Annotated in this window: 19 protein-coding genes and 2 tRNA genes; 14 read left to right on the top strand and 7 right to left on the bottom strand. The window is 67.8% G+C overall.

Translation table 11 applies throughout. From position 1 onward, the window contains the following. The first annotated feature begins 155 nt into the window (after positions 1-155). The 5 genes from ACPUER_RS07830 (at position 156) to ACPUER_RS07810 (ending at position 6,680) form a co-directional block, all read left to right on the top strand. A complete protein-coding gene (locus ACPUER_RS07830; protein WP_175961027.1) occupies positions 156-1,430 on the top strand; it encodes a hypothetical protein in 1,275 nt (424 codons plus the stop codon). 59 nt (positions 1,431-1,489) lie between these two features. After that, positions 1,490-3,439 (top strand): hypothetical protein, encoded by a 1,950-nt coding sequence (locus tag ACPUER_RS07825; RefSeq protein WP_310141159.1) that lies wholly within the window; start codon positions 1,490-1,492, stop codon positions 3,437-3,439. 165 nt (positions 3,440-3,604) lie between these two features. Continuing rightward, entirely contained in the window at positions 3,605-4,693 is a 1,089-nt protein-coding gene (locus ACPUER_RS07820) for a hypothetical protein (protein ID WP_060091562.1), read from the top strand. 22 nt (positions 4,694-4,715) lie between these two features. Further along, positions 4,716-5,564 (top strand): hypothetical protein, encoded by an 849-nt coding sequence (locus ACPUER_RS07815; RefSeq protein WP_310141164.1) that lies wholly within the window; start codon positions 4,716-4,718, stop codon positions 5,562-5,564. A 72-nt stretch (positions 5,565-5,636) separates the two neighbouring features. Next, complete coding sequence (locus tag ACPUER_RS07810) at positions 5,637-6,680, top strand: DUF4438 domain-containing protein (protein WP_175961019.1); 1,044 nt, start codon at positions 5,637-5,639, stop codon at positions 6,678-6,680. Between the two features lie 31 nt (positions 6,681-6,711). On the opposite strand, the gene ACPUER_RS07805 is transcribed toward ACPUER_RS07810, so the two are convergent. Further along, the gene (locus tag ACPUER_RS07805; protein ID WP_029227107.1) at positions 6,712-6,927 is read right to left on the bottom strand and encodes a hypothetical protein; all 216 of its coding nucleotides are present in this window, start codon (positions 6,925-6,927) and stop codon (positions 6,712-6,714) included. 243 nt (positions 6,928-7,170) lie between these two features. Here ACPUER_RS07805 and ACPUER_RS07800 point away from each other — a divergent pair, with 243 nt between their 5' ends. Next, on the top strand, positions 7,171-8,169 hold the full coding sequence (locus ACPUER_RS07800; protein ID WP_425130782.1) for a 2-dehydropantoate 2-reductase: 999 nt from the start codon (positions 7,171-7,173) through the stop codon (positions 8,167-8,169). A 196-nt stretch (positions 8,170-8,365) separates the two neighbouring features. Here the strand turns inward: ACPUER_RS07800 and ACPUER_RS07795 are convergent, their stop codons facing one another. Continuing rightward, entirely contained in the window at positions 8,366-8,815 is a 450-nt protein-coding gene (locus ACPUER_RS07795; RefSeq protein WP_111016804.1) for a MarR family winged helix-turn-helix transcriptional regulator, read from the bottom strand. 62 nt (positions 8,816-8,877) lie between these two features. After that, a complete protein-coding gene (locus ACPUER_RS07790) occupies positions 8,878-10,023 on the bottom strand; it encodes a glycerate kinase (protein ID WP_425130781.1) in 1,146 nt (381 codons plus the stop codon). Between the two features lie 391 nt (positions 10,024-10,414). Here ACPUER_RS07790 and tig point away from each other — a divergent pair, with 391 nt between their 5' ends. The 7 genes from tig (at position 10,415) to ACPUER_RS07755 (ending at position 19,070) form a co-directional block, all read left to right on the top strand. Beyond that, positions 10,415-11,761, top strand: coding sequence for a trigger factor (tig, locus tag ACPUER_RS07785; RefSeq protein ID WP_175961013.1), 1,347 nt, complete (start codon positions 10,415-10,417; stop codon positions 11,759-11,761). 140 nt (positions 11,762-11,901) lie between these two features. After that, positions 11,902-12,555 carry an ATP-dependent Clp endopeptidase proteolytic subunit ClpP gene (clpP, locus tag ACPUER_RS07780; protein WP_010092137.1) on the top strand — a complete coding sequence of 218 codons (654 nt, stop codon included), beginning with the start codon at positions 11,902-11,904 and terminating at the stop codon, positions 12,553-12,555. Between the two features lie 166 nt (positions 12,556-12,721). Further along, the gene (clpX, locus tag ACPUER_RS07775; RefSeq protein WP_006489345.1) at positions 12,722-13,993 is read left to right on the top strand and encodes an ATP-dependent Clp protease ATP-binding subunit ClpX; all 1,272 of its coding nucleotides are present in this window, start codon (positions 12,722-12,724) and stop codon (positions 13,991-13,993) included. A 197-nt stretch (positions 13,994-14,190) separates the two neighbouring features. Further along, positions 14,191-16,614, top strand: coding sequence for an endopeptidase La (gene lon / locus ACPUER_RS07770; protein ID WP_310141185.1), 2,424 nt, complete (start codon positions 14,191-14,193; stop codon positions 16,612-16,614). Between the two features lie 207 nt (positions 16,615-16,821). Further along, a tRNA-Val gene (locus tag ACPUER_RS07765) sits at positions 16,822-16,897 on the top strand. Positions 16,898-16,920: 23 nt separating this feature from the next. Further along, positions 16,921-16,997: transfer RNA gene (locus ACPUER_RS07760), tRNA-Asp, on the top strand. A gap of 138 nt (positions 16,998-17,135) precedes the next feature. Further along, positions 17,136-19,070 (top strand): SurA N-terminal domain-containing protein, encoded by a 1,935-nt coding sequence (locus ACPUER_RS07755; protein ID WP_425130780.1) that lies wholly within the window; start codon positions 17,136-17,138, stop codon positions 19,068-19,070. A 74-nt stretch (positions 19,071-19,144) separates the two neighbouring features. Here ACPUER_RS07755 and ACPUER_RS07750 read toward each other — a convergent pair whose 3' ends face one another. Then, a complete protein-coding gene (locus ACPUER_RS07750; protein WP_072437151.1) occupies positions 19,145-19,819 on the bottom strand; it encodes an arylesterase in 675 nt (224 codons plus the stop codon). On the opposite strand from ACPUER_RS07750, the gene ACPUER_RS07745 reads away from it, so the two are divergent. Then, positions 19,818-20,531, top strand: coding sequence for an ABC transporter ATP-binding protein (locus tag ACPUER_RS07745; protein ID WP_072437152.1), 714 nt, complete (start codon positions 19,818-19,820; stop codon positions 20,529-20,531). The genes ACPUER_RS07750 and ACPUER_RS07745 overlap by 2 nt on opposite strands. Positions 20,532-20,591: 60 nt before the next feature. Here the strand turns inward: ACPUER_RS07745 and pgi are convergent, their stop codons facing one another. From pgi to ACPUER_RS07730, 3 genes are all read right to left on the bottom strand, one after another. Further along, positions 20,592-22,214 (bottom strand): glucose-6-phosphate isomerase, encoded by a 1,623-nt coding sequence (gene pgi / locus ACPUER_RS07740; protein ID WP_425130779.1) that lies wholly within the window; start codon positions 22,212-22,214, stop codon positions 20,592-20,594. A gap of 111 nt (positions 22,215-22,325) precedes the next feature. After that, positions 22,326-23,870: an NAD(P)H-hydrate dehydratase gene (locus ACPUER_RS07735; RefSeq protein WP_425130778.1), complete on the bottom strand. Its 1,545-nt coding sequence runs from the start codon at positions 23,868-23,870 to the stop codon at positions 22,326-22,328. Between the two features lie 53 nt (positions 23,871-23,923). Then, positions 23,924-25,225 (bottom strand): FAD-dependent oxidoreductase, encoded by a 1,302-nt coding sequence (locus ACPUER_RS07730; protein ID WP_425130777.1) that lies wholly within the window; start codon positions 25,223-25,225, stop codon positions 23,924-23,926. Positions 25,226-25,355: the final 130 nt, after the last annotated feature.

Raw genomic sequence — 25,355 nt, 5'->3', positions numbered from 1 at the left:
CCGCGTGGCCGCCACCGCCGGGCGGCACGTGCCCGGCGCGGCCGGCGGCGGGTGCCCGCACTGCGGCGTGCGGCACTTGCGCCTGCGCGGCCCGGTGACGATCACCATCACCGGCGCGCGTTGACGCCCCGCCATCGACGCACACGGAGCCGGCCATGGACCTGCACCGCTTTCTGCAAGCGAAAATCAGCGGGCTCTCCGCCCGCCTGTCGCGGCTGGCGCGGATCGACAACGCGTTCGTCGGCCTGCGCCCGCAGGACATGCGCTATGCGCCGTCGGCCCGTCATTTCGAAGCGGCGAACGCACGCCTTGCGGGGGTCGAGCGGCGCATCCGCGCACGCTTCGCCGGCTTGCGGGACTGGGAGCGGCGCGCGCCCCAGCGGGTGCTGATCGACATCGCGCTGGTCGAGCGCGAGCTCGACCGGGCCCGGCGCCTGTTCGGCATGTTCTACGAAGTCTTCGCACAGCGCGGGACCAGCTACGGTCCCGCGCTGGCGGCCCACGACGCGATCGCCGAGGATTGCTACCAGGCGATCCGCCAGGCGGCGCCGCGCATTTTCGACGGCCCGCTGCTGAAGCCGGTCTGCTACATGGAGCACGGCTACTCGCCCGCGACGATGCGGCGCGGCGTGCAGCTGTCGCGTCTGCTCGGCGAGCAGAATCCGTTCCCGCTCATTCGCATTCCGTGGGACCGGGACCAGCCGTGGCAATCGGTGTTCCTGCATGAAGTCGCGCATAACCTGCAGGCCGATCTCGGCATCTGGCAGGAAAACCGCCAGGCCGTGCTGAAACGCATCATGGGCAGCGCGCACAGTCCGTTCCTGGCCGGCATCTACGGCCGCTGGCACAAGGAGATCTTCGCGGACCTGGCGGCGATCCTGCTCGGCGGGCCGGCCGCGGCGTGGGGCATGGCCGACTTCCTCGCGCATCCGCAACCGCGGACCATGACCTACCGGCCGGGCGGCGCGCATCCGACGGCCTACCTGCGCATCTACCTGCTCGCGGAAATGCTGCGCCGCCTCGGGTTCGGCGCCGACGCGACGAAGCTGCTGCGCGTATGGCAGGGCCTGTATCGCGCGAACGCCGGCCATCGCATTCCGGCGCCGCTGATGGCGAGCGCGCCGCGGCTGATTCCCGAGGTGGTCGACGAAATCGCGTTCCAGACGCGCCGCAACCTGGCGCAGCGCGCGCTGGTCGACATCATCCCGTTCCGTCCCGACGACGAGGCGGCCATCCGCGACGGCGCCCGCCGGCTCGCCGCCGGGCGCGACCCGGAGCTGGCGCCGCGGCATCTCGTCAGCGCCGCGCATTACGCGCTGGAGGGCGGCGGCATCACGCCGCAGCGGCTGGCGCAATGCGTGATCGCGATGCTCACCGCCCATCTGCCGCCGCAGCATGCCGCGCCGCCGCGGCTGCGGCTGGCCGCCTGAATGCCGGGAAGCCGACGAAGCATCCACACTAGCCCAGCCTTTTCCAGCGAGGTACCGCCATGTCCATCCCCGCCAATCTTTCCTACACCGGCTGGCCGCAGTCCGACGGGACGAGCGCGCCGGCGACGGCGGGCGCGCAGCGCATCGCTTTCGACAATCTCATCCGGCGCGAATTGAAAGTGGGCGATCCCGCCGACCCGGCGCAGGTCGCCCGGGCGCTGCTGGACCGCTACCAGGGCGACCCGCGCGCGCGGGCGATCAGCGGCGAGGCCGACGGGCTGCCGTTCCTGAATACGCCGTCGCTGCCGGTCGGCGCGCCGGCCGCGCCGACCGCGACCAGTCTCGATCTCGACCAGGCCAGGAGCGACCTCGACCAGGATCTTGCCGAGCTGTTGAGCAGTAATCTCGCGAAGGACGTGCGCCCCGAGCTGGAAGGCTGGCAGCAGGCGATCAACGATCTGGTCGACGACGGCATCAACTCGGCGCTGCAGGGACTCGACGCGTACAGCCGCGACCGTGCGTTCGCGATGCGCCGCCAGCTCGGCGAGTACGCGCGTCTCGCACGGCTGATCGGCGCGCTGACGCCGGAGCTCAACGAGGACTACCGCAATCTCGCGCAGAGCCTGGACGAAGTCTGCGCGGTGCTGCTGGTGCTGATGGGCGAAGCGCTGGCCAACAACGGCTTCGCGGGCGGACGCTATCTGCTGCAGGTGCCGTTCTCCGAGCTGCAGGCGCGTCGCGACGCCGTGCTGGTGGCGTTGCGCAACCTGTCCGGCGGCGCGCAGCAGTCGCTCGACCAGAGCACGTGGCCGCGCGGCCTCGATGCCTATCGGCAGCTGTACAGTGTGCTCGAGAATCGCGGTCAGTTCGAACTCCGGTCGCTGCTGTCGGAGGTCGAACTGGCGCGGGCGATGGACGACCTCGTGCAGGCGGCCGGCGGCGGCTCGACGAGCGGCATGCGGCGCGTCGGCGCGACCGCGTGGGCGCCGCTCAACCGCTTCGAGCGCTTCGTGCAGATCACGCTGCATGCGGTGAGTCCGCAGTCGCCGGCCCTTGCCGCGTTCCAGGAGGCGCTGCAGCTGTTCATCGACGGTTTCAACCATTCCGGCGGATTCCGCCTGCTGCGCATTTCGCGGCCGACGGTGCTGCTGTACGGTCTCTACGGCTCGACCCAGTTGTCCGGGGCGGACAACCGCCTGATCGAGCTGGTCAACCGGCGCGGCCAGTTCGCGTCCACGATCGACTGCCTGACGCGCTGCATGTGCAGCGACGACGTGGTCAGGGCGCAGATCGTCCTCGACAGGATCCTGTTCGACATCGATCGCGCGATCGATCTTTACGCGATCGGGGAGAAGGATTTCGGGGATCCTGAATTGCGCGCGGCGGCATGCGGGCTGCTGATTTACGCCGCGAGGCACCCGGAGAGCTGGGCCCAATCAACTGCGGCGCTGACTTACCTCGGCTCGTTCGACGATAACGCCACGCGTGCGAAGCAAACGCTGCTGGTCGACCAGCAACTGGACGACCTGCAGGCGCTGCTGATTCCGCAGGGCGGCGGCGCCGACCGGTTTGCCGCCTACTGGGAGTCCGGCTCCGGCAACTGGTGGCAGCCTGGTACTGCGCCCGCGCCGTCGGTGCCGACAGGAGCGCGAGCGCGACTTCGTCATGAACTGGCGTTGCAAGTGCAGACCGACGAGAACTGGCGGCCGATCGTCGAGCAGATGGCGTCCGGCTGCATGCCGATCAGCCAGGTTTTCGGCGGCATGGAGGCACCCGTGGGGAATCCGCATTCAAGCCTGACGCCCATGATTTCGGAAGAGTATGTCAATACCGCCGGCCTCGGCGTGCTCGCGACCTTCCAGCATGGCGGTCTGTGGCTCGTGGACCAGGGCGCGCACGTCGATCGGCTGAATCCGCCTGTTCCGCGCATCCCGCAGGATGTCGAGACCTCGTTTGCCGAAATCGCCCGCATCAATTCCGAGGTGCTGCAGCTGTACAAGAAGGAGTGATTGCAGGCGCTCGCCGCTGGCGGCGCCGGCGTTGCCGGTGCCGCCGGTCGACCGACAAGCGCGCAGCGCAACGTTGGGAACATCGAGCCGTCGTCGCAGCCGCGGCGTCCGCATGCGACACCCGTCACCCGTCCCGCGCATCGACTTCGCTCACAGGAGTAGGCCATGAACTTCCAGACCAACGAGACGATCCAGCGCCTGTGGGACACGTTCCTGCAGGAACAACTGGCGAGCTTGCCGCCCGATCAGCGGGAAGCCTTCTCCAACCAGTTCGAACAGCGCTTCGGCGAACTGCTGGGCAAGCCGAACGGCGGCGGCGATGCGGGGTTCTTCGACCTGCTGGGCCTCGGCCCCCAGGGCGAAGTGGGCTTCGACAAGATCGCCTATCCGCGCGTGCAGCCGGATTTCGACGACTCCATCGTGCCCAGCCAGCTGCACGCCGCGGCCGAGCTGTACTACATCTACCAGCACGAACGGATGAAGATCTTCGAAGTGGTGGAGACGTTGCTGCGGCTGTTCCGGCTCGGCAAGATGCGCATCCAGCGGGGCCCCGGCGCGCGCGGCCTGTATCTGCTGGAGAAGTGGCAGCCGATCCGCTACAAGAAGAGCGACCGGATGATCGCGTATCGCCGCGCGTTCAACTACGGCAACGCGCAGGCGCCGGCTGGCGCGGTCGTCAACCGCAATTTCCATCGGCAGATGGTCGGCTTCGTGGTCGCCGTCGGCCAGTACTTCCGCGACCTGCTGATCGGCGAGGTGATTCGCGGCGGCCAGCTGATCGACCAGCGGCCGTTCGGCAGCGTCGGCACGATCCAGCGCATCGGCCTGGACTTGCGCTACGCGCTGGACCGCTCGACCTACGGCAACATCTTCGCGCTGGCGATGGAGACCGGGCATTACCTGATCCAGGTGCTCAAGCTGCTGGATTCGCCGGACATCAAGAAGGCGTTCGACGCGAACACCAAGTGGGACGTCGTCGAGATCGTGTCGAACCGCTATCTCGGCGGGGTCGCCGAACCATCGCAGCGCGCCAAGATGGCCGAGAGCGGTCGACGGATGCTGCAGTTCGTCGCGGACAACGATTTCAAGACCGCGATCGACCCGATCCTGTTCCAGAACGTCGTGCGTCCGATGGGCGCGCACGCCGAGGCCTGGCTCGCGGCCTACCGGATGACGCCGGAAGGGCGCGGCTTCCCCGGCGTGACCCCGGCGCTGAAGAGCGTGCTGGGCGTTCCGCAGGCGATCGGCGCCTGATGCGGTGCGCGGGTGAGCGGCCATGCGCGCGGACGACATGCTGATCTCGGTGCGGAGCCGCAAGCTCGCTTGCGTGCTCGATCCCGCGCTGGTGCTCGGCTCGCGCGTCGGTCTGGCGTTCGCGTTGCGGCTGTCGCGGGTGCTGGAGCCGTGGCTCACGCGCAGCTTCTGGCAGGTGATCGACGCGAGCGAGCTGCTGCTGCCCGGCCTGGCGGCCGGGGCGCCAAACGACGATATCGACGCGCCGTGGCCGCTCGCGGACGTGCTGCAGGCGTGGATCGCGCTGCGCGACGCGACCGACGCGAGCGCGTGGCCGTTGCGCTGGATTGGCGACAACCTCGCGGAATCGCAGCTGGATGGCGCCGCCGCTCCGGGCATCGTGATGCATTACGAAGCATTGGCCGAAGCGCTGGCCGCACGGTTGCGGCCCGACGAGGACCCGGTGTCCGGCATCTGGCCGTCGCGCTGGCGTCCCCGCGAGGCCAGCGTCGACGCGCTCGCGTTGTCGGTGGCGCTGGACGGCGCACTGGTGCTGACGGCGTCGGTCGCGCAGCGCGAGCCCTGGCCGGTGCAGGCGCTCGCGCGCCTTGGGCGTCCCGCGCGGCTGCTCGATCCGTTGCCGGCCGAGCAGTCCGCGTCGCTGTTCGCCGCCGAGCGCGCGTTGCTGCGCGACGCGCTGGCGGCGGCGGGGCTCGCGAGTCTGGCGCAGGAGCTCCCGCCGCTCGTTGCGCTGCACGTGAACGTCGTGCCGGCGATGGTCGCGGCGGCGGCGCATGTCCCGCTGCGCGCGGAAGAGGGGCTGGCGCCGGCGCACCGGATCGATGCCGCGAACCCGTGGGACGACGTGCGCGCATGGTGGTACTACCTGTAAGCGACAACGCCGTGCCGCCTCGGGCCGGGATCGCCGCGCCGGCATGCCGGCGCGCGCAATCGGAGATTCATGATGAGCCGCAGCCTGTCGATGCAACCTGATGGCCGCAACGGGCCACGTGTCAATGCCGGCCAACTGGTCGCCACCGCGGTCGCCGGCCAGATCGCACATTCGGTCGGCCAGGCGTCGGCGTATCGCATCGGCTACGACGGTGTCGCGCGGGTGCTGCCCGGCACCGGCGGCATCGCGCTGAACAAGCGGATCGGCGATCTGTGCGTCGGCCTCGCCGGCGATCACGTGGAGCCCGGCGTCGCGCTGCATAACAACGGCCGCGAGGTGACCGGCCCGCGCGACGGCCCCAACAACGCGCTGATCACGTCCGCGTGCGTCGGCAATCTGGCCCGCGTGATCAGCGGGCCCTGCAGCGGCAAGGTCGGACTGGTCACCGGCAAGCACGGCGGCGTCAATCACGTGCTGGTGGACTTCCCGAGCGAGGTGCTGATGCAACTGCGGATCGGCGACCGCGTGCAGATCGTCGCGCACGGCCTGGGGCTGCGCCTGCCGGATTGCGCGCGCGTCGAGGTGCTGAACTGCGCGCCGCGCCTGCTGCGTCGGTGGGGCATCGTGGAGCGCGACGGACGCCTGCACGTGCCGGTCACGCACCTCGTGCCGGCGCGCCTGATGGGCTCGGGCCTCGGGAAGAACACCGCGTGGCGCGGCGACTACGACATCCAGCTTGCCGATCGGCTCACGCGCGAGCGCTATCGGCTGGGCAGCCTGCGTTTCGGCGACATGGTCGCGATTACCGACGCCGACACGCGACGCGGCCCGCTCTATCGCGCGGGCCGCGTGACCATCGGCGTCATCGTGCATGGCGACAGCACGGTCAGCGGCCACGGCCCCGGCGTGACGCCGCTGCTGACCGGTCCCGCCGACGTGCTGATACCGGTGCATGAGCCGCAGGCGAATCTCGCCGAGATCTTCGGCATTCGCCGTGCCGTGCCGCCGCGGCAGCGGCCGACGCTGGCCGAGATCGATTGCCGGCGCCGCCGTGTGCTGCGCGAGCAGCCTGTGCGGCTGGCGTTCGACACCGCGGGCCGTTCCGTCGTCGAATGAAGCGCAGGCATTTGCGCGCCTTGCCGGGTCGCTAATCCCAGAAGCTGCGCACCGCGACCGCGACGATCACCGGCACCGAGAACACCAGTGGAATGGCGAAATACTGCGCTTCGCGGTCGACGATCCAGCTGTAGATCAGCCAGCTCGCGCCGATCGCGAACGTCACGAGGCCGACCAGGATGGCGGCGATATTCAGCGTCAGGTTCGACGGCCTGCGGCGCGCATGCTCGCGCGGGGTGGGTTTCATCGGAAGGATGCGGCTCGTGGCCTTGTTCATGCAAAGTCACAGCAAACCCCATTCGCATGGATCGCGCAAGGGCCGGCGCATCACGCTCGCGGCCTCGATCGCGCTGTTCGCGGGCAGGCAGGAGCCCATCGGTCTGTAGCGCAACAGGTGCCGATCCCGTCGGCGGCCGTGCCTCATCGAGATGGTTGTGCATGCAACCATGTCGCGCTATGCTCGTCAGCTCCCGGGAGACGGAATTCCATCATGAACGACATGAATTCAGGGTCGGTGCGCGCGGCGGTGGTCGGTGTCGGCGCGATCGGCGGATTGCTTGCGGCCGCACTGTCGCGCGCCGGCATGACCGTGAGCGCATATGCACGCGGCGCGACGCTCGACGCGCTGAACGCGCACGGCGTGCGCGTGATCGACGAGGCGGGCGTCACATCGTCGGTGCCGGTGCGCGCGAGCGACGATGCGGCCGCGCTCGGCGTGCAGGACTACGTGGTGATCGCGCTGAAGGCGCAGGCGCTGCCGGTGCTGGCCGCGCGCATCGCGCCGCTGGTCGGGCCGGACACCGTGATCGTCGCGGCGATGAACGGGCTGCCGTGGTGGTTCACGCACGGGCTCGAAGGGCCGATCGACAACGTGCCGCTCGACGCGGTCGATCCGGCCGGCGCGGTGTCGGCGGCGCTGCCGCCCGCGCAGGCGATCGGCTGCGTCGTGCACCTGTCGTCGAGCACCGACGCGCCGGGCGTCGTGCGCCGCGGGCGCGGCAACCGGCTGATCGTCGGCGCACCCGGTCCGCGGCTCGACACGGCCGCCGCACGGTTCGCCGCGGCGCTCGCGGCGGGCGGGTTCGACGTCGAGTCGACGCCGGCGATCCGGACCGAGATCTGGGCGAAGCTGTGGGGCAACATGAACATGAATCCGCTGAGTGCGCTGACGGGATCGACGGCCGAGCAGTTGCTCGACGATCCGTTCACGCAGGATCTCGCGCTGCGGATGATGGAGGAGGCTGCCGCGATCGGCGCAAAGCTCGGCCTGTCGACAGGGATGAGCGGGCCCGAACGGATCGCGGTCACGCGCAAGCTCGGCGCGTTCAGGACGTCGATGCTGCAGGATTTCGAAGCGGGGCGTCCGCTCGAGATCGGGCCGATCCTCGGCGTGTTTCCTGAGCTCGGACGCAAGCTCGATGTGCCGACCCCGTATTGCGACGCGGTGCTCGGGCTGTTGCGCCAGCGCGCGGCGAACAGCGGGCTGTAACGTCTGCGAGCCTGATGGATTCGCGGTCGCGGTCGCGGTCAACGCGGCGAAGCGCGATCCTTGGCGGGTGTCGCTGCATAATGCAAAACGGGCCGCCCGGTCGCTGGTTACGCGGCCCGGGCGGCCCGTCGAATTCGTCGGATCAATGCTGCCGGCAGGGCTCGATCGTCTGCCGATGCCGAGCCCGTCACGCGGCTCAGTCGTCCCGCTCGGTTGCGTGCGCGACGACCTTGTCGAGCAGCCGCTCGAACGTCTGGCGTTCGCTGTCGGACAGGCACGCGAGCAGCCCGTCGTTCCACTTGCGCACGATCGGCATGATCTTGCGATGCAGCGCGCGGCCGTCGGCGGTCAGCGCGATCAGCACGATCCGGCCATCCTCGTCGCTCGCGCTGCGCTCTAGCAGCCCCTGGCGCAGCAGCGCTTCGGCCGCGCGGCTCGCCTGGCTCTTGTCGAGATTGGTGTGGCGCGCGAGATCCATGATCGAGAACGGACCGAACGCGCCGACGGCGGCGATCACGCGTGCCTCGGGCAGCGAGATGTCGAGCTTGTGCCGGTACACCTCGCCGATCCCGCGGTCGGATCGCTTCGTGAGTGCATGGAGGCGATAGGTCAGAAACTGATCGAGCCCGGTTTGACGGCCTTTCATGTCGAATCCTGAAGAAAAAGGGCGGGCCCGATTGTTCCTGTATCGCGCGCTCGGGTCAACGGTCAGTGTGCGCCGTACTTCAGGCGTGTCAATTGCTCCGCTTCGTTCGCGAGCAGGTTTGCCGCGTCGCGGATCGCGACGTCGAGCGTGATCGGCCCGGGAGCCGGCGAGAAGCAGCCGGAAAAGTGTTCGGACAGGCGCGGCAGCGCGGCCGGATCGACCGCGCCCGACAGCAGCGACGCGGGCACGCCTGCGGCCTGTGCGTGCCGGCACGCGATGAACGGCGCCTTGCCGTGCAGCGTCTGCACGTCGGAGCGGCCTTCGCCGGTGATCAGCCAGTCGGCGCCGGCGAGCGCCGCATCGAGCCCGACCTGCCGCGCGACCACTTCGGCGCCGGCTTCGAACTGCGCGCCGAGCATGTGCAGCGCGAAACCGAGGCCGCCCGCGGCGCCGGCGCCGGGCAGGTCGCGAGCGCGTCGGTCGAGCGCGGCTTCGAGCAGGTCGGCGAAATGGCCGAGCGCCGCGTCGAGGGTCGCAACCTGCGCGGACGTCACGCCTTTTTGCGGGCCGAATACGGCGGTCGCGCCGTGCGCGCCCGTCAGCGGGTTGTCGACGTCGGACATGCCGACGAATTCCGTTTCCTTCAGGCGCGGGTCGAGTCCCGACGCGTCGAGGCGCGCGATGTCGGCGAGCCGCGACGGCACGGGCTCGACCGGCTGGCCGGCCGCGTCGAAGCATTGCAGGCCGAGGCCCGCGAGCAGCCCGGCACCCGCATCGTTGGTGCTGCTGCCGCCGAGCGCGACGAAGAAGCGGCGCACGCCGTCGTCGAGTAGCGTGCGGATCGCCTCGCCCATCCCGCGCGTGCTGCGCGCGTCGACCGGCACGCTCATGCCGACCGGGTCGGTAATGCCGACGATCTCGGCCGTCTCGACGATCGCGGTGCGCGCGTCGATCACACCGACCGCCGCGTCGCGTGCCGCGAGCGACGCGCCGGCCACCCGCAGCGAGCGCCGCGTGCCGCCGCCTGCCAGCATCGCGTCGAGCGTGCCTTCGCCGCCGTCGGCCATCGGGCAGCAGCGCACGACCGCGTCGGGGCGGGCGCGGCGGATGCCGGTGGCGATCGCGTCCGCGACCTGCTCGGCGGAAAGCGAGCCTTTGAACGAATCGGGCGCGATGACGACGACAGGCGCGGACGGGTGTTGCGGCATGGTGTCTCCGGAAGGCGTGATTGGTGTGAAGAATGGCAGGGGCCGCGACGGCGGCGCACCCTCAATTGGAGCTTACAGGATGGCGGGCCCGCGTTGGATACGGCGTACGGCATAGCGGCGATCCGCGCGCATTGCCGTGCAAGGGGCTGCCGGCATGGCGCAGACGCATGCGCGTCGCGCCGAACTGGCGGTGCGAGGAAAATTGTTTGCTAGAATAGTCGATTCTTCCGGCCAAAGCCGTGCTCCGAGCCGCTTGCGCTAGCCATCCGGCGCGTGCAGGGATGGCGTGGCGCTCCGGCGCGGCGTGTGAACGTGACCCTCACTTCACGCCGCAGGCAGGCACGGCAAGGAAAACCCGATTCGCTCGAATAATTTTAGGACGATTGAAGCCATGGCTAACGTTGTTGAGAACCTCGGCAAGCTTGAACGCCGCGTGACGATTTCCCTGCCGAAAGACACCGTGCAGAAGGAAATCGACGCCCGTATCCAGAAACTCGCGAAGAACGTGCGCATGCCGGGTTTCCGCCCGGGCAAGGTGCCGCTGAAGATGGTCGCGCAGCAGTACGCGGGCCAGGTCGAGGCGGAAGTGCTGAGCGACAAGATCGGCCAGGAGTTCTTCACGATCAGCCGCGCGGAAAACCTGCGCGTCGCCGGCCAGCCGAGCTTCGAGCCGAAGCAGGAGCAAGCCGAAGATGCATACGCGTTCGACGCGACGTTCGAGGTCTACCCGGAAGTGAAGATCGGCGATCTGGCGACGGCTGAAGTCGAGCGCTCGACGACGTCGATCGGCGACGCCGAAATCGACCGCACGCTGGACATCCTGCGCAAGCAGCGCGTGCACTACCACGCACGCGGCGAAGCCGGCGAGCACGGCGACGGCGGTGCGGACACCGCAGCGAAGAACGGCGACCGCGTGACGGTCGACTTCGTCGGCAAGATCGACGACGTCGCGTTCCAGGGCGGCACGGCCGAAGATTTCCCGTTCGTGCTCGGCGAAGGCCGCATGCTGCCGGAATTCGAAACCGCGGCGCTGGGCCTGAAGGCCGGCGAATCGCGCACGTTCGACCTGAAGTTCCCGGACGACTACCACGGTGCCGACGTCGCGGGCAAGACCGCGCAATTCACGGTCACGATGAAGAAGATCGAGTGGCCGCACCTGCCGGAAATCGACGCCGAATTCGCGAAGTCGCTCGGCATCGAAGACGGCGATCTCACGAAGATGCGCGGCGAGATCAAGGAAAACCTCGAGCGCGAAGCGAAGCGCCGCACGCAGTCGATCGTCAAGAACCAGGTGATGGACGCGCTGCTGAAGATTTCCGAACTCGACGTGCCGAAGGCGCTGATCGAGCAGGACCAGCAACGTCTCGTCGAAATGGCTCGCCAGGATCTGGCGCAGCGCGGCGTGCCGAACGCGAAGGACGCACCGATCCCGGCCGAGATGTTCGCCGAGCAGGCCGAGCGTCGCGTGAAGCTGGGCCTGGTGCTGGCCGAGCTCGTGAAGTCGAACAGCCTCGAAGCGAAGCCGGAACAGATCCGCGCGGAAGTCGACGAGTTCGCGAAGAGCTACGAAGACCCGAAGGAAGTGGTCCGCTGGTATTATTCCAACCAGCAGCGCCTCGCCGAGATGGAAGCGTTCGTCGTTGAAAGCAACGTCGTCGACTTCGTGCTGGGCAAGGCAAAGGTGACGGACAAGGAAGTGAGCTTCGAGGCACTCGCGAGCGCATCGGCGCAAGCGTAAGTGTTGCTCTAGCGGCGTGCCGGCTGTCGGAGCGACGGCCTGCACGCCGTTTTTACGTCAAGCGCACGGTTGCCATTAATATGGCGATTGAGCGGGCGGCTTCCCTCCGTTCAATTTTCCATTCGAACAAGGTTCATTGAATGATCACTCGCGCTGAATTGCTGGACATGCTTGCTTCGAACGCGCCGCAGGGTTTCGAGGCGCAAGCACTGGGGCTGGTGCCGATCGTCGTCGAAACGAGCGGCCGCGGCGAGCGTTCGTACGATATCTATTCGCGTCTCCTGAAGGAGCGCCTGGTGTTCATGGTCGGCGAAGTGAACGACCAGACCGCCAACCTCGTGGTCGCGCAGCTGCTGTTCCTCGAAAGCGAGAATCCCGACAAGGACATCAGCCTGTACATCAACAGCCCGGGCGGGTCGGTGTCGGCCGGCATGGCGATCTACGACACGATGCAGTTCATCAAGCCGGACGTATCGACGCTGTGCATGGGGCTCGCGGCCAGCATGGGCGCTTTCCTGCTCGCGTCGGGCGCGAAGGGCAAGCGCTTCGCGCTGCCGAACTCGCGCGTGATGATCCACCAGCCGCTCGGCGGCGCACGCGGCCAGGCATCCGACATCGAGATCCAGGCGCGCGAAATCCTCTACCTGAAGGAGCGGCTCAACCAGTTGCTCGCGCAGCACACGGGCCAGGACGTCGAGCGCATCGCGCGCGACACCGACCGTGATAACTTCATGTCGAGCGAAGACGCGAAGGCGTACGGGTTGATCGACCAGGTGCTGCTGAAGCGCCCGTAAACTTTTAAGTGGGGTGCCGCCCCGATTCGCGCGGCGCCCCTGCTATGTTCCGCACGCCCCGAGCCTCTGCGGCAAGCGCATCCGGCCGGCTCCGGTCGCGCCCTAGGCGCGGCGTTCGGAGCATTCGGCGTATCATGTCATTTACCTGTCCGGAGGCTCTACATTCATGGCGGACAAAAAAGGTTCGAACAGCGAGAAGCTGTTGTATTGCTCGTTTTGCGGGAAAAGCCAGCATGAGGTGAAAAAACTCATCGCGGGCCCGTCGGTGTTCATCTGCGATGAATGTATCGACCTCTGCAACGAGATCATTCGCGACGAGGCGGCTGCCGCCGGCGTCGAGGCCAGCCTGTCGCGGTCGGATCTGCCGAGCCCGCAGGAAATTCGCGACATCCTCGATCAGTACGTGATCGGCCAGGAGCGCGCGAAGAAGATCCTCGCGGTGGCCGTGTACAACCACTACAAGCGCCTGAAGCATCTCGACAAGAAGGACGACGTCGAGCTGTCGAAGAGCAACATCCTGCTGATCGGCCCGACGGGCTCCGGCAAGACGCTGCTCGCGCAGACGCTCGCGCGGTTGCTCAACGTGCCGTTCGTGATCGCCGATGCGACGACGCTGACCGAAGCCGGCTACGTCGGCGAGGACGTCGAGAACATCATCCAGAAGCTGTTGCAGAACTGCAACTACGAGGTCGACAAGGCCCAGCGCGGGATCGTCTACATCGACGAAATCGACAAGATCAGCCGCAAGTCGGACAACCCGTCGATCACGCGCGACGTGTCGGGCGAGGGCGTCCAGCAGGCGCTGCTGAAGCTCGTCGAGGGCACGATGGCGTCGGTGCCGCCGCAGGGCGGCCGCAAGCACCCGAACCAGGATTTCATCCAGGTCGACACGACCAACATCCTGTTCATCTGCGGCGGCGCGTTCGACGGTCTCGAGAAGGTGATCACCGATCGCACCGAGAAAACCGGCATCGGCTTCGGCGCGACGGTCAAGAGCAAGCAGGAGCGCGACGCGGGCGAAGTGCTGCGCGAAACGGAACCGGAAGACCTGATCAAATTCGGTCTGATCCCCGAATTGATCGGCCGTCTGCCGGTGGTCGCGACGCTCGGCAAGCTCGATGAAGCCGCGCTGATGAAGATCCTGGTCGAGCCGAAGAACGCGCTCGTCAAGCAGTATCACAAGCTGTTCGCGATGGAGCGCGTCGAGCTGGAGATCCGGCCGGGCGCACTGCAGGCAGTCGCCCGCAAGGCGATCCGCCGCAAGACCGGCGCGCGCGGTTTGCGTTCGATCATCGAACAGGCGTTGCTCGACGTGATGTACGAGCTGCCGACGATGAAAGGGGTCAGCAAGGTCATCATCGACGAGAACGTCATCGATGGGGACGGCAAGCCTTTGCTGATCTACGAGGACACGCCGAAGGTGGCGGGTTCGAACTGACCGGCTTGCCGACGATGTTCTGCGAAAAAGGCCGTTCATGAGACCGTGGGCGGCTTTTTTTCGTTTATCTTGTGGGTAACTCTGACTCGACACGCGGTGGTTACTTTCTTACCGAATATTTCCCGCACTTGAAGGCTTGCAATTCGTTGTGGCGGCCTCAATTACCGAACAATTGATTCCACTCATGGGGAAATGAAATGTCAGGCACCCAACTTCTCCCGCCGGAACGCATCACGCTCCCGCTGCTGCCGCTGCGGGATGTCGTCGTTTTCCCGCACATGGTGATTCCGCTCTTCGTGGGCCGGCCGAAATCGATCAAGGCCCTCGAAGCAGCGATGGAAGGCGGCAAGCACATCATGCTCGTCGCCCAGAAAACCGCGGCCAAGGACGAACCGACCGAAAAGGACATGTACGAGGTCGGTTGTATCGCCAACATCCTGCAGATGCTGAAGCTGCCGGACGGCACCGTGAAGGTGCTCGTCGAAGGCCTGCAGCGTGCGAAGGCACTGTCGATCGAAGAACAGGAGACGCAGTTCTCCTGCGACGTGATGCCGCTCGAGCCGGATCATGCCGACAGCGCCGAAACGGAAGCGCTGCGCCGCGCGATCGTGTCGCAGTTCGACCAGTACGTGAAGCTGAACAAGAAGATCCCGCCGGAGATCCTCACGTCGCTGTCGGGCATCGACGAAGCAGGTCGCCTCGCCGACATGATCGCCGAGCGCCTGCCGCTGAAGCTCGACCAGAAGCAGCACATCCTCGAGATGTTCCCGGTCATCGAGCGCCTCGAGCACCTGCTCGCGCAGCTCGAAGCCGAGATCGACATCCTGCAGGTCGAAAAGCGCATCCGCGGGCGCGTGAAGCGCCAGATGGAAAAGAGCCAGCGCGAGTACTACCTGAACGAGCAGGTCAAGGCGATCCAGAAGGAACTGGGCGAAGGCGAAGAGGGGGCCGATCTCGAGGAACTCGAGAAGCGCATCAACGCCGCGCGCATGCCGAAGGAAGCCAAGAAGAAGGCCGATGCCGAGCTGAAGAAGCTGAAGCTGATGTCGCCGATGTCGGCGGAAGCGACCGTCGTGCGCAACTACATCGACACGCTGATCGGCCTGCCGTGGCGCAAGAAGAGCAAGGTCAACAACGACCTGTCGAACGCCGAGCAGGTGCTCGATGAGGATCACTTCGGCCTCGAGAAGGTCAAGGAGCGTATCCTCGAGTATCTCGCGGTGCAACAGCGCGTCGACAAGGTCAAGGCGCCGATCCTGTGCCTCGTCGGGCCCCCGGGCGTCGGCAAGACCTCGCTCGGCCAGTCGATCGCCCGTGCGACGAACCGCAAGTTCGTCCGGATGGCGCTCGGCGGCGTGCGTGACGAAGCCGAGATCCGCGGCCACCGCCGTACGTATATCGGTTCGATGCCGGGCAAGATCCTGCAGAGCCTCACGAAGGTCGGCGTGCGCAATCCGCTCTTCCTGCTCGACGAAGTCGACAAGATGGGCATGGATTTCCGCGGCGATCCGTCGTCGGCGCTGCTCGAAGTGCTCGATCCAGAACAGAACCATACGTTCGCCGACCACTACATCGAGGTCGACTTCGACCTGTCGGACGTGATGTTCGTCGCGACGTCGAACTCGCTGAACATCCCGCCGCCGCTGCTCGACCGGATGGAAGTGATCCGTCTGTCGGGTTACACGGAAGACGAGAAGGTCAGCATCGCGCAGCGTTACCTGCTGCCGAAGCAGAAGAAGAACAACGGGCTGAAGGAAGGCGAGGTCGACGTCACCGAGCAGGCGATCCGCGACATCATCCGCTACTACACGCGCGAAGCCGGTGTGCGTTCGCTCGAGCGGGAAGTGTCGAAGATCTGCCGCAAGGTCGTGAAGATGCTGCTGCTGAAGAAGGCATCGGGCGCGATCAAGGTCGATGGCGAGAATCTCGATACGTTCCTCGGCGTGCGCAAGTACGACTTCGGCCTCGCGGCGAAGGAAAACCAGGTCGGCCAGGTGACGGGCCTCGCGTGGACGGAAGTCGGCGGCGACCTGCTGACGATCGAAGCCGCGGTGATGCCGGGCAAGGGCAACGTGATCCGCACGGGTTCGCTCGGCGACGTGATGAAGGAGTCGGTCGAGGCTGCGCGTTCGGTCGTGCGCTCGCGTTCGCGCCGTCTGGGCATCAAGGACGAAGCGTTCGAGAAGCAGGACATCCACATTCACGTGCCGGAAGGCGCGACGCCGAAGGACGGTCCGTCCGCCGGCGGTGCGATGACGACCGCGCTGGTGTCGGTGCTGACGGGTATCCCGGTGCGTGCCGACGTCGCGATGACGGGCGAAATCACGTTGCGTGGCGAAGTGCTGCCGATCGGCGGGCTGAAGGAAAAGCTGCTGGCCGCGCATCGCGGCGGCATCAAGCTCGTGCTGATCCCGGAAGAGAACGTGAAGGATCTCGCGGACATTCCGGACAACGTGAAGAACGCGATCGAGATCGTGCCGGTCCGCTGGATCGACAAGGTGCTGGAGCTCGCGCTCGAGCGTTCGCCGACTCCGCTGCCGCCGGAAGAAGAAGCGAAGGCAGCAGCGCCGGTCGGCGAGGCGGCGAAGGAGGCCGGCTCGACGGAAGTCGTCAAGCACTGAGACCCTGAACGCCGTCCTTCCTGACGGTTGTTCACGAAACCCGCGGCGTGTCCGCGGGTTTTTTTATGTGCACACGGAATCGCGAACGGGTGCGGCAGAAAAAAATTTGCGTCCGGGCTTGGCAAAATGATCGGGGATGAATTAAACTTGCGGGCTCGCTGGTTGTTGATGCGGAAACGCAGATCGCAGCCAGAACGAATCGGGAACGGGTGCTTAGCTCAGCTGGTAGAGCGGCGCCCTTACAAGGCGTAGGTCGGGGGTTCGAACCCCTCAGCACCCACCAGTTTCCTGATTCAGCCAGACCAAGGAGCGGTAGTTCAGTCGGTTAGAATACCGGCCTGTCACGCCGGGGGTCGCGGGTTCGAGTCCCGTCCGCTCCGCCAAACAAACGAAAGTGCCCGCCTTGTGCGGGCATTTTCGTTTGTGCTGTCCGTTGCGCCCGCTTGCTGCACGTCTGCTTTTCTCCCGTCCCACCCCGTATGTTGTAATATCGGTCGTTTTGTCCAATTTTCCCGTCACGCATGCTCGATTTCTTCCGTAATCACCAGCGCCTGATGATGGCGCTCCTGCTCCTGATCGTGTTGCCGGGGCTGGGTTTCGTCGGGATCCAAGGCTTCCGCGGCTTCTTCGACGACAGTGCGAACGCCGCAGCGGTCAACGGGCACAAGATCACGCGGGTCGAATTCGACGGCGCGTTCCGCCAGCAGATCGACCAGGCGCGTCAGGCGCTCGGCGGGCAGTTCGACATCAAGATGTTCGATACGCCCGAGCATCGCAAGCAGGTGCTCGACGGCCTGATCCAGCAGCGCGTGCTGGCCGATGAAACGCAGCGTCTGCACCTGACCGCGTCCGACAATGCGGTGCGCGATGCGCTGATGAGCGACCCGATGATCGCGTCGCTGAAGAAGCCCGACGGTTCGATCGACGTCGAGCGTTACGCGCAACTGCTGTCGTTCCAGGGGATGACGCCCGAGCAGTATCAGGAGCGCGTGCGCTACAGCCTTGCACTGCAGCAGATTCCGGCCAGCATCGTGTCGAGCGCGTTCACGCCGAAGAGCCTCGCGCAACGCCTGTCCGAACTCGCCGCGCAGCAGCGCGACGTGCAGGCGCTCGTGCTGAAGACGAGCGACTACGCAGCGAAGGTCCAGCCGACCGACGCGCAGCTCGCCGCGTACTACGACGCGCACAAGCAGGGCTTCGCGACGCCCGAGACCGCGACGATCCAGTACCTCGTCTATTCGCCGGCCGCGGCGGCCGCAAGCGCCCAGCCGACCGATGCGGACATCAAGAAGTTCTACGACGACAACCCGACGCACTTCCGCACCGAAGCGCAGGTTCGCGTGAGCCACATCTTCATCGCCGCGGCGAGCAGCGCAAGCGCGGCCGACAAGGCCGCAGCGAAGGCGAAGGCCGAGCAACTGCTCGCCGACGTGAAGGCGCATCCGGACCAGTTCGCGCAGATCGCGCAGAAGAGCTCGCAGGACGCGCCGTCGGCCGCGAAGGGCGGCGACCTCGGTTTCATCACGCGCGGCTCGACGGCGGGCGGCAAGGCGTTCGACGATGCCGCGTTCGCGCTCAAGCAGGGCGACGTGAGCGGCGTCGTGCAGTCGGATCTCGGCTTCCACGTGCTGAAGGCGACCGAAGTGAAGCCGGCGGCCGTCAAGCCGTTCGCGGAAGTGAAGGACCGGATCGCGATCGACCTGAAGCAGCAGTACGCTTCGAAGGCGTTCACGGACAACGCGGAAGGTTTCACGTCGACCGTCTACGAAAAGGCGAAGACGCTGCAGCCGGCCGCGGACAAGTACAAGCTGACGATCCAGACGGCCACCGTCACGCCGACGCCGAATCCGCAGCTGCCGCCGACGAGCCCGCTGAACAATCCGAAGTTTCTGGCCGCCGTGTTCGCGAACGACTCGGTGAAGAACCAGAACAACACGCAGGCGATCGACGTCGGCAACAACACGCTGATCTCGGCGCGCGTGACCGACTACAAGCCGGCTGCCGTACCCGCGCTCGATGCGATCAAGGACGTCGTGCGGCAGAAGGTCGTCGCCGAGCAGGCCGCGGCACTCGCGCAGAAGGACGGTGCGGCGAAGCTGGCCGAGCTGCAGAAGTCGAAGTCGACCGACGGGTTCGCGGTAGCGCAGAAGGTGTCGCGCACGCAATCGCAGGGCCTGACGCCGGCCGCGCTGAGCGCCGTCTACAAGGTCGATGCGAAGACGCTGCCGGCTTACGTCGGCGTCGATCTCGGCGCCGACGGCTACGCGATCTACCGCGTAAACGCGGTGATCCCGGGTACGGCCGTCGATCCGCAGCAACTGGCGGCCGCGCAGCAGCAGATGGCGCAGGTCGACGCGCAGAGCGAAGGCGAAGCGTATCTCGCCGCGCTGCGCGATCGTTCGAAGGTGAAGCTGTACGGGACGACGACCAGCCAGTCGCAGGATGGCGCCAACTGAGTACCGTTTCGCACGCAACAATAAAAAGCCCCGCTTCGAGCGGGGCTTTTTGTTTTCTGGCGGGCGGTACGTCGTCAACCGCGCGGCTTGCCGAGCAGCGGCTTCAGTGCCGGCCACACGTTGTCGAGCAGAATGCCCTGCGCCTGCTGCGCGGGATGCATCTGGTCGGCCTGGAACATCTCGGGCTTGTTCTCGATGCCGGCCAGCAGGAACGGCACGAGCGGCACGCCGAGATCCTTCGACAGCCGCGTATAGACGGCGTGGAACTTCTGCGTGTAGTCGGGGCCGTAATTGGGCGGCACGTACATGCCGACCAGCACGACCTTCGCCTGTGCACGCCGTGCGCCGGCGATGATGTCGCGCAGGTTCTGCTCGGTCGTCGCGAGCGGCACGCCGCGCAGCGCATCGTTCGAACCGAGCTCGACGACGACGATCGACGGCTTGAGCCGCTGCAGCACCGCAGGCAGCCGCGCGCGGCCGCCGCTCGTGGTGTCGCCGCTGACGCTGGCGTTCGCGACGCTATAATCGATTCGCTCGTTCGTGAGCCGCTGTCGCAGCAATGCAACCCAGCCCGTGTCGCGCGGCAGCCCGTATTCGGCCGACAGGCTGTCGCCGAGCACGACGATCACCGGCTGGCCCGATGTCGGGGCCGGCGCTGTCACGGCGCGTGCGGGCGCGGTTGCGGTCAGCAGGGTGCCCAGCAGCGCGGCGAGCGCCGCGCGTCTTTTCCAGCGAAATGTCGTGTCCATGTTCAAGATTACCGATCCGATCATCGAAGTCCATGACGTGTGCAAGCGGGTCGCCGACGCAACGGGCGAGCTGACGATCCTCGACGGCATCACGCTCGCCGTGCGGCCGGGCAGCAGCCTCGCGATCGTCGGTGCGTCGGGGTCGGGCAAGTCGACGCTGCTCGGCCTGCTTGCAGGGTTGGACAGCGCGACGAGCGGCACGGTTCGCCTGCTCGGCCGCGCGCTCGACCAGCTCGACGAGGACGAGCGCGCCGCGCTGCGCAACGGTGCCGTCGGGTTCGTGTTCCAGTCGTTCCAGTTGATGCCGCACCTGACGGCGCTCGAAAACGTGATGCTGCCGCTCGAGCTGCGGGGCGGCATCAGCGCGCGCGAGGCGGCCGACCGCGCACGGGCGCTGCTGGTGCAGGTCGGTCTCGGCGAACGCACCGCGCATTATCCGAAGCTGCTGTCGGGCGGCGAGCAGCAGCGCGTCGCGCTCGCGCGCGCGTTCGTCACGCGCCCGGCGATCCTGTTTGCCGACGAACCGACCGGCAGCCTCGATGCGGCGACGGGGCATGCGGTCATCGACCTGATGTTCGAACTGAACCGCACGCACGGCGCAACGCTCGTGCTCGTCACGCACGATGCCGAACTGGCGCGCCGCTGCGCGACGACGGTGACGCTCGATGCCGGGCACATCGTCGAGCCGCACGCAGCGCAGCGCGGCGCCTGAATTTTCCTGCCAGCCGCGCGGGGTGCAATGCGCGGCCGGCGTGCGCGTGACGCCGTCGCGTCAGCGCTTGAGCGCCGCGCGAGCGCGTTCGATCAGCGCCGTGGTCGACGAGTCGTGCTTCGCGGGATCGACCGACTCGGCCGTCAGGTCGGCTTCGACGACCTTGCCGAGAATCTTGCCGAGCTCGACGCCCCACTGGTCGAACGGATTGATGTCCCACACCGTCGCCTGCACGAGCACTTTGTGCTCGTAAAGCGCGATCAGCGCGCCGAGCGTGCGCGGCGTCAGCGCATCGACGAGCAGCGTCGTCGTCGGGCGGTTGCCGGGGAACGTCAGGTGCGGCGCGAGCGCTTCCTTTTCGGGCCCCGCGACCTTGCGCGCTTCGTCGAGCGTGCGGCCGAGCATCAGCGCCTCGCTCTGCGCGAAGCAGTTCGCGAGCAGTTTCGGATGATGGCTCGCAAGCGGATGCTCGGGCGTCAGCACCGCGATGAAGTCGATCGGCACGATCGTCGGCCCCTGATGCAGCATCTGGAAGAACGCATGCTGGCCGTTGGTGCCCGGCTCGCCCCACGTGACGGCCGACGTCGGGTAATCGACGAAGGTGCCGTCCAGGCGCGCGGATTTGCCGTTGCTCTCCATTTCGAGCTGCTGCAGGTACGACGGCAGGTAGTGCAGCGCTTCCGAATACGGCGCGACGAGATAGCTCTGCGAGCCGAAGAAATTCCGGTACCAGATGCCGATCAGGCCGAGTAGCACCGGCAGGTTGCGCTCGAGCGGCGCTTCGCGGAAATGGCGGTCCATGTCGTTCGCGCCGGCCAGTAGCTCGTCGAACTGCTCGGGGCCGATCGCGATCATGATCGACAGGCCGACCGCCGACCACAGCGAATAGCGGCCGCCGACCCAGTCCCACATTTCGAACACGTTGTCCGCGGCGATGCCGAACTTCACGACTTCGGCCGGGTTCGCCGACACGCCGACGAAGTGCTTCGCGAGCGCGTCCTCGGGGCAGCCGCGTGCGACGAACCAGTCGCGCAGCGAGCGTGCGTTCGTCATCGTCTCGAGCGTCGTGAAGGTCTTCGACACGATGATCGCGAGCGTTTCCTCGGGATCGACCTGTTCGAGCACGCGCGCGAGATCGGCGCCGTCGACGTTCGACACGAAGTGGGTCGAGATGTCGGGCGTCGCGACGTGGTGCAGCGCATGCACGACCATCTTCGGCCCGAGATCGGAGCCGCCGATGCCGATGTTGATCACGTGGCGGATGCGCTTGCCCGTGTAGCCCGTCCACGTGCCGCTGCGCACGGCGCGCGCGAACGTCGCCATCTTCGCGCGCTCGGCGCTCACCTGCGCGTGGAACGGCGTGTGCGGGTCGGTCGCGCGCAACGCGGTGTGCAGCGCGGCGCGGCCTTCGGTCGCGTTGACGATCTCGCCCGCGAACATCGCGTCGCGGCGCGTTTCGACGCCCGCGTCGCGCGCGAGCTGCACGAGCAGGCGCAGCGTTTCGTCGTTGATGCGGTTCTTCGAGAAGTCGGCCGCGAGACCGCCGCCCGGGATCGTGAAGCGTTCGGCGCGGGTCGGCGCGCGGTCGTTTTCCGGTGCGAACCAGTCGCGCAGCCGGGCGTGGCGGATCTGTTCGAAGTGGGATTGAAGGGCAGTCCAGGCGGGGAGCGAATTCAGCGTCATGGCGGTTCGAGTGAAGCGTGAATCGGGAGGAATGCCGCGCCGGCTCATCGGAATCGGCAGGCCGGCGGACGAGAGGGCCCGCCGTGCGGCGGGGCAGTCAGTATAGCGGCGTTATGCGTCGGCGCGCGGCGATGGATAAAAAAGGCGATTGATCAGCGTGCGCACCATCGGTGCGAGTTCGCCGGCCGTGAGCCCGGCCGGGCCGGTGCCGTGCGCGGTCAGCGTGTCGGCCGCGAGGCCGTGCAGGTAGACGCCCGCGAGCGCCGCCTCGTACGGTGTGACTCGCTGTGCGAGCAGCGCGCCGATCAGGCCGCCGAGCACGTCGCCGGTGCCGCCGGTGGCGAGCGCCGCGTTGCCGGTCGGGTTGATCGTCACGCGGCCGTCGGGGGCCGCAATCACCGTGCCCGAGCCTTTCAGCACGACGATGGCTGCATGGCGCGCGGCGAGCGCCTGCGCCGCCGCGACGCGGTCGTGCTGCACCGTCGCCGTGTCGCTGCCGAGCAGCCGCGCGGCCTCGAGCGGGTGCGGGGTCAGCACGCAGGGGTTGCCGCGGGCGCCGCGCGCGGCAACGGCGGCCGCGAGGTCCGCGTGCGTCGCGACGAGGTTCAGCGCGTCCGCATCGAGCAGCGTCGCGGCGTCGCGGGCGAGCACGTCGCGCACGAGCGTTGCCGCGGCTTCGCGCGTGCCGAGGCCGCAGCCGGCCGCGATCGCGGTCATCGCGCCGAGGTCGAGGCTATCGGCCGGATGCAGCATCAGTTCGGGGAACGGCGGGTCGTACGGCGGCGCGCCGGCGCCGAGGAAGCCGACGTGCACCTTGCCGGCGCCCGCGAACAGCGCGGCGCGCGCGGCCAGGATCGGTGCGCCGCACATGCCGGTGTCGCCGCCGAGCACCGCGAGGCTGCCGAAGGTGCCCTTGTGGGACGCGAACGCGCGCGCGGGCAGCGCCGCGGCGAATCGCTCGGGCGTGTTCAGTACGATGGCCGGCGCGGCGGGCGGTGCGACGTCGAGCGACGCGACGTCGATCTCGCCGGCGAGGTCGCGGCCGTCGCCCGTGTAAAGGCCCGGCTTCGCGCCGATGAAGGTGAGCGTATGCGTGGCCGTGACGGCGACGCCTGCGCCGACGATCCGGCCCGTATCGCTGTCGAGCCCGCTCGGCACGTCGAGCGCGAGCACGCGGCCGCCGCGCCGTGCATGCGCGGCAATGCGCGCGGCCTGTTCGGCGAACGCGCCGTCGAGCGCGCGGCCGAGACCGATGCCGAACAGCCCGTCGACGACCCATGCGTAACCGTCCAGCGACGCGGGCGGCGTGGCCGACAGCGGGACGCCGGCCGCGCGCGCGAGGCCGAGCGCCCATTGCGCGTCGTCCGGCTTGACCGGCACCGGCATCCACGCCTGCGTCGCGATGCCGAGTTGCTGGAGCTGCGCGGCGGCGACCAACGCGTCGCCGCCGTTGTTGCCGGGGCCGACCGCGAACCATACGGGGCGGTCGTCGCCGGCGACGCGCTCGGACAGCCAGCGCGCGGCGGCGGCACCCGCACGGCCCATCAGTGTGTGCGGCGGCAGCGCCGCGGCCGCGTCGGCTTCGGCCGTGCGCAAGTCGGCGACGCGCAGCAGTGCGATCGGATCGGAATCGGGAAGCGGGCGGGTAGCGGTCATCGCGGGATCGTGGCGGCTGGCAAGGATGCCGCCACGGGACGGGCCCGCGGCGGTCAGGTCGTGAAGCGCCCGGCGCGCAGTGCGGCGAGCGTGTCGGCGGGCCAGTGCTGCACGTCGCCGCCGAGGTAGTCGGTCACCACTTTAGCAGACCCGCACGCGAGCCCCCAGCCGGTCGGGCCGTGCCCGAAATTGACAAACACGCGCGGATGCGGGGTCGGACCCACGACGGGCAGGCCGTCCGGCGACAGCAGTTGCGTGCCTTGCCACGACAGCGCAGCCGAGATCCTGGCGGCACCGGGCACCCAGTCGTGGACGGCCTGGCCGAGCAGCGCGAGCGCGGCCTCGGACAGCGGCTCGGCAAGCGGCTTCGCGGTGTCGGGCAGGCTCTGCAGCACGGCGGCGCCGCCGATGCGCAGCCGCTGGTGGGTGCGCGTGATCGAGATGCGCTTGATCGAATCGACGACGCTCAGGTGCGGCGCGTGCTCTTCGTACGCGACCGGCGCGGTGAGCGTGTGGACCCGCACCGGGTGCAGCGGCAGGCGCCAGCCGAGCCGTTCGAGCAGCGGCAGGCTGCCGGCGCCGGCGGCGACCACGATCGCGTCGGCGGAAATCACGTCGACCTCGTGCGCCTTCGCCGCGTTCCGCTGGCCGGACGGTACCAGTTCGATCGCGGCGCGGCCGGTATCGACGCGGATCGCAGCGACGTCCGCGCCGAAGCGGAACTGCACGCCGTGCTCGTCGAGCGTCTGCTTGACCAGTTTCGCGAACAGCGGGCAGTTTCCGGTGCGCTCGGTCTCGAGCAGCACGCCGCCGGCGAAGCCGGGCTCGGCCGGCACCGACGGTTCGAGCGCCGCGCATTCGTCGGCGCTCAGCATGCGGTACGGCTGGTCGAGCGTGCGCAGCAGGTCGAGCGCGGGCTGCATCGCTTCCCAGTCGCGCGGATCGCGCACGACGTGCAGGATGCCGGGCTTCTGTTCGAATTCGAGTTCGAGGCGCGCCTCGATGTCGGCGAGCGTGTCGCGCGACGCGTCGATCAGCGGGCGCAGCCGCGCGTACTGCGCGGCGAACGCATCGGGCTCGCGCAGCGCGCCGAGCTGCTTGACGAAGCGGCGCACGCCGCCGTTGAAGCCCGGCTTGTAGACGATGCCGCTGTCGCGCGGCTGGCGCTGGCGCATGAAGGTCGGACCGAACCAGACGTCGAGCGGGCTCGGCAGCAGCGCGCCGCCGTCGCCGTAGGTCGCTCCCTGCGCGACGGTCGCGTGGCGTTCGACCACGCACACGCGATGGCCGGCCGCGCGCAACTGGTAGGCGGTGGCGACGCCGCTGATTCCGCCGCCGATGACGATGACATCCATGGATTGCTTCGATGACGGGCGGCGCGCACGCCGCCCGGTGAGGATTCGCTGAGGGCCCGGGCCCGGTGAACCCGGAATGATAGCGCCAAAATCGCGGTAACCGGCGTCGCGCGAGCAGGTGCCATGCTGC

The sequence above is a fragment of the Burkholderia sp. DN3021 genome (assembly GCF_049805555.1).
Lineage (GTDB): Bacteria > Pseudomonadota > Gammaproteobacteria > Burkholderiales > Burkholderiaceae > Burkholderia > Burkholderia pyrrocinia_C.
Note: the sequence above shows the minus strand (reverse complement) of the source record. Positions and strands in the feature narration are given on the sequence as shown.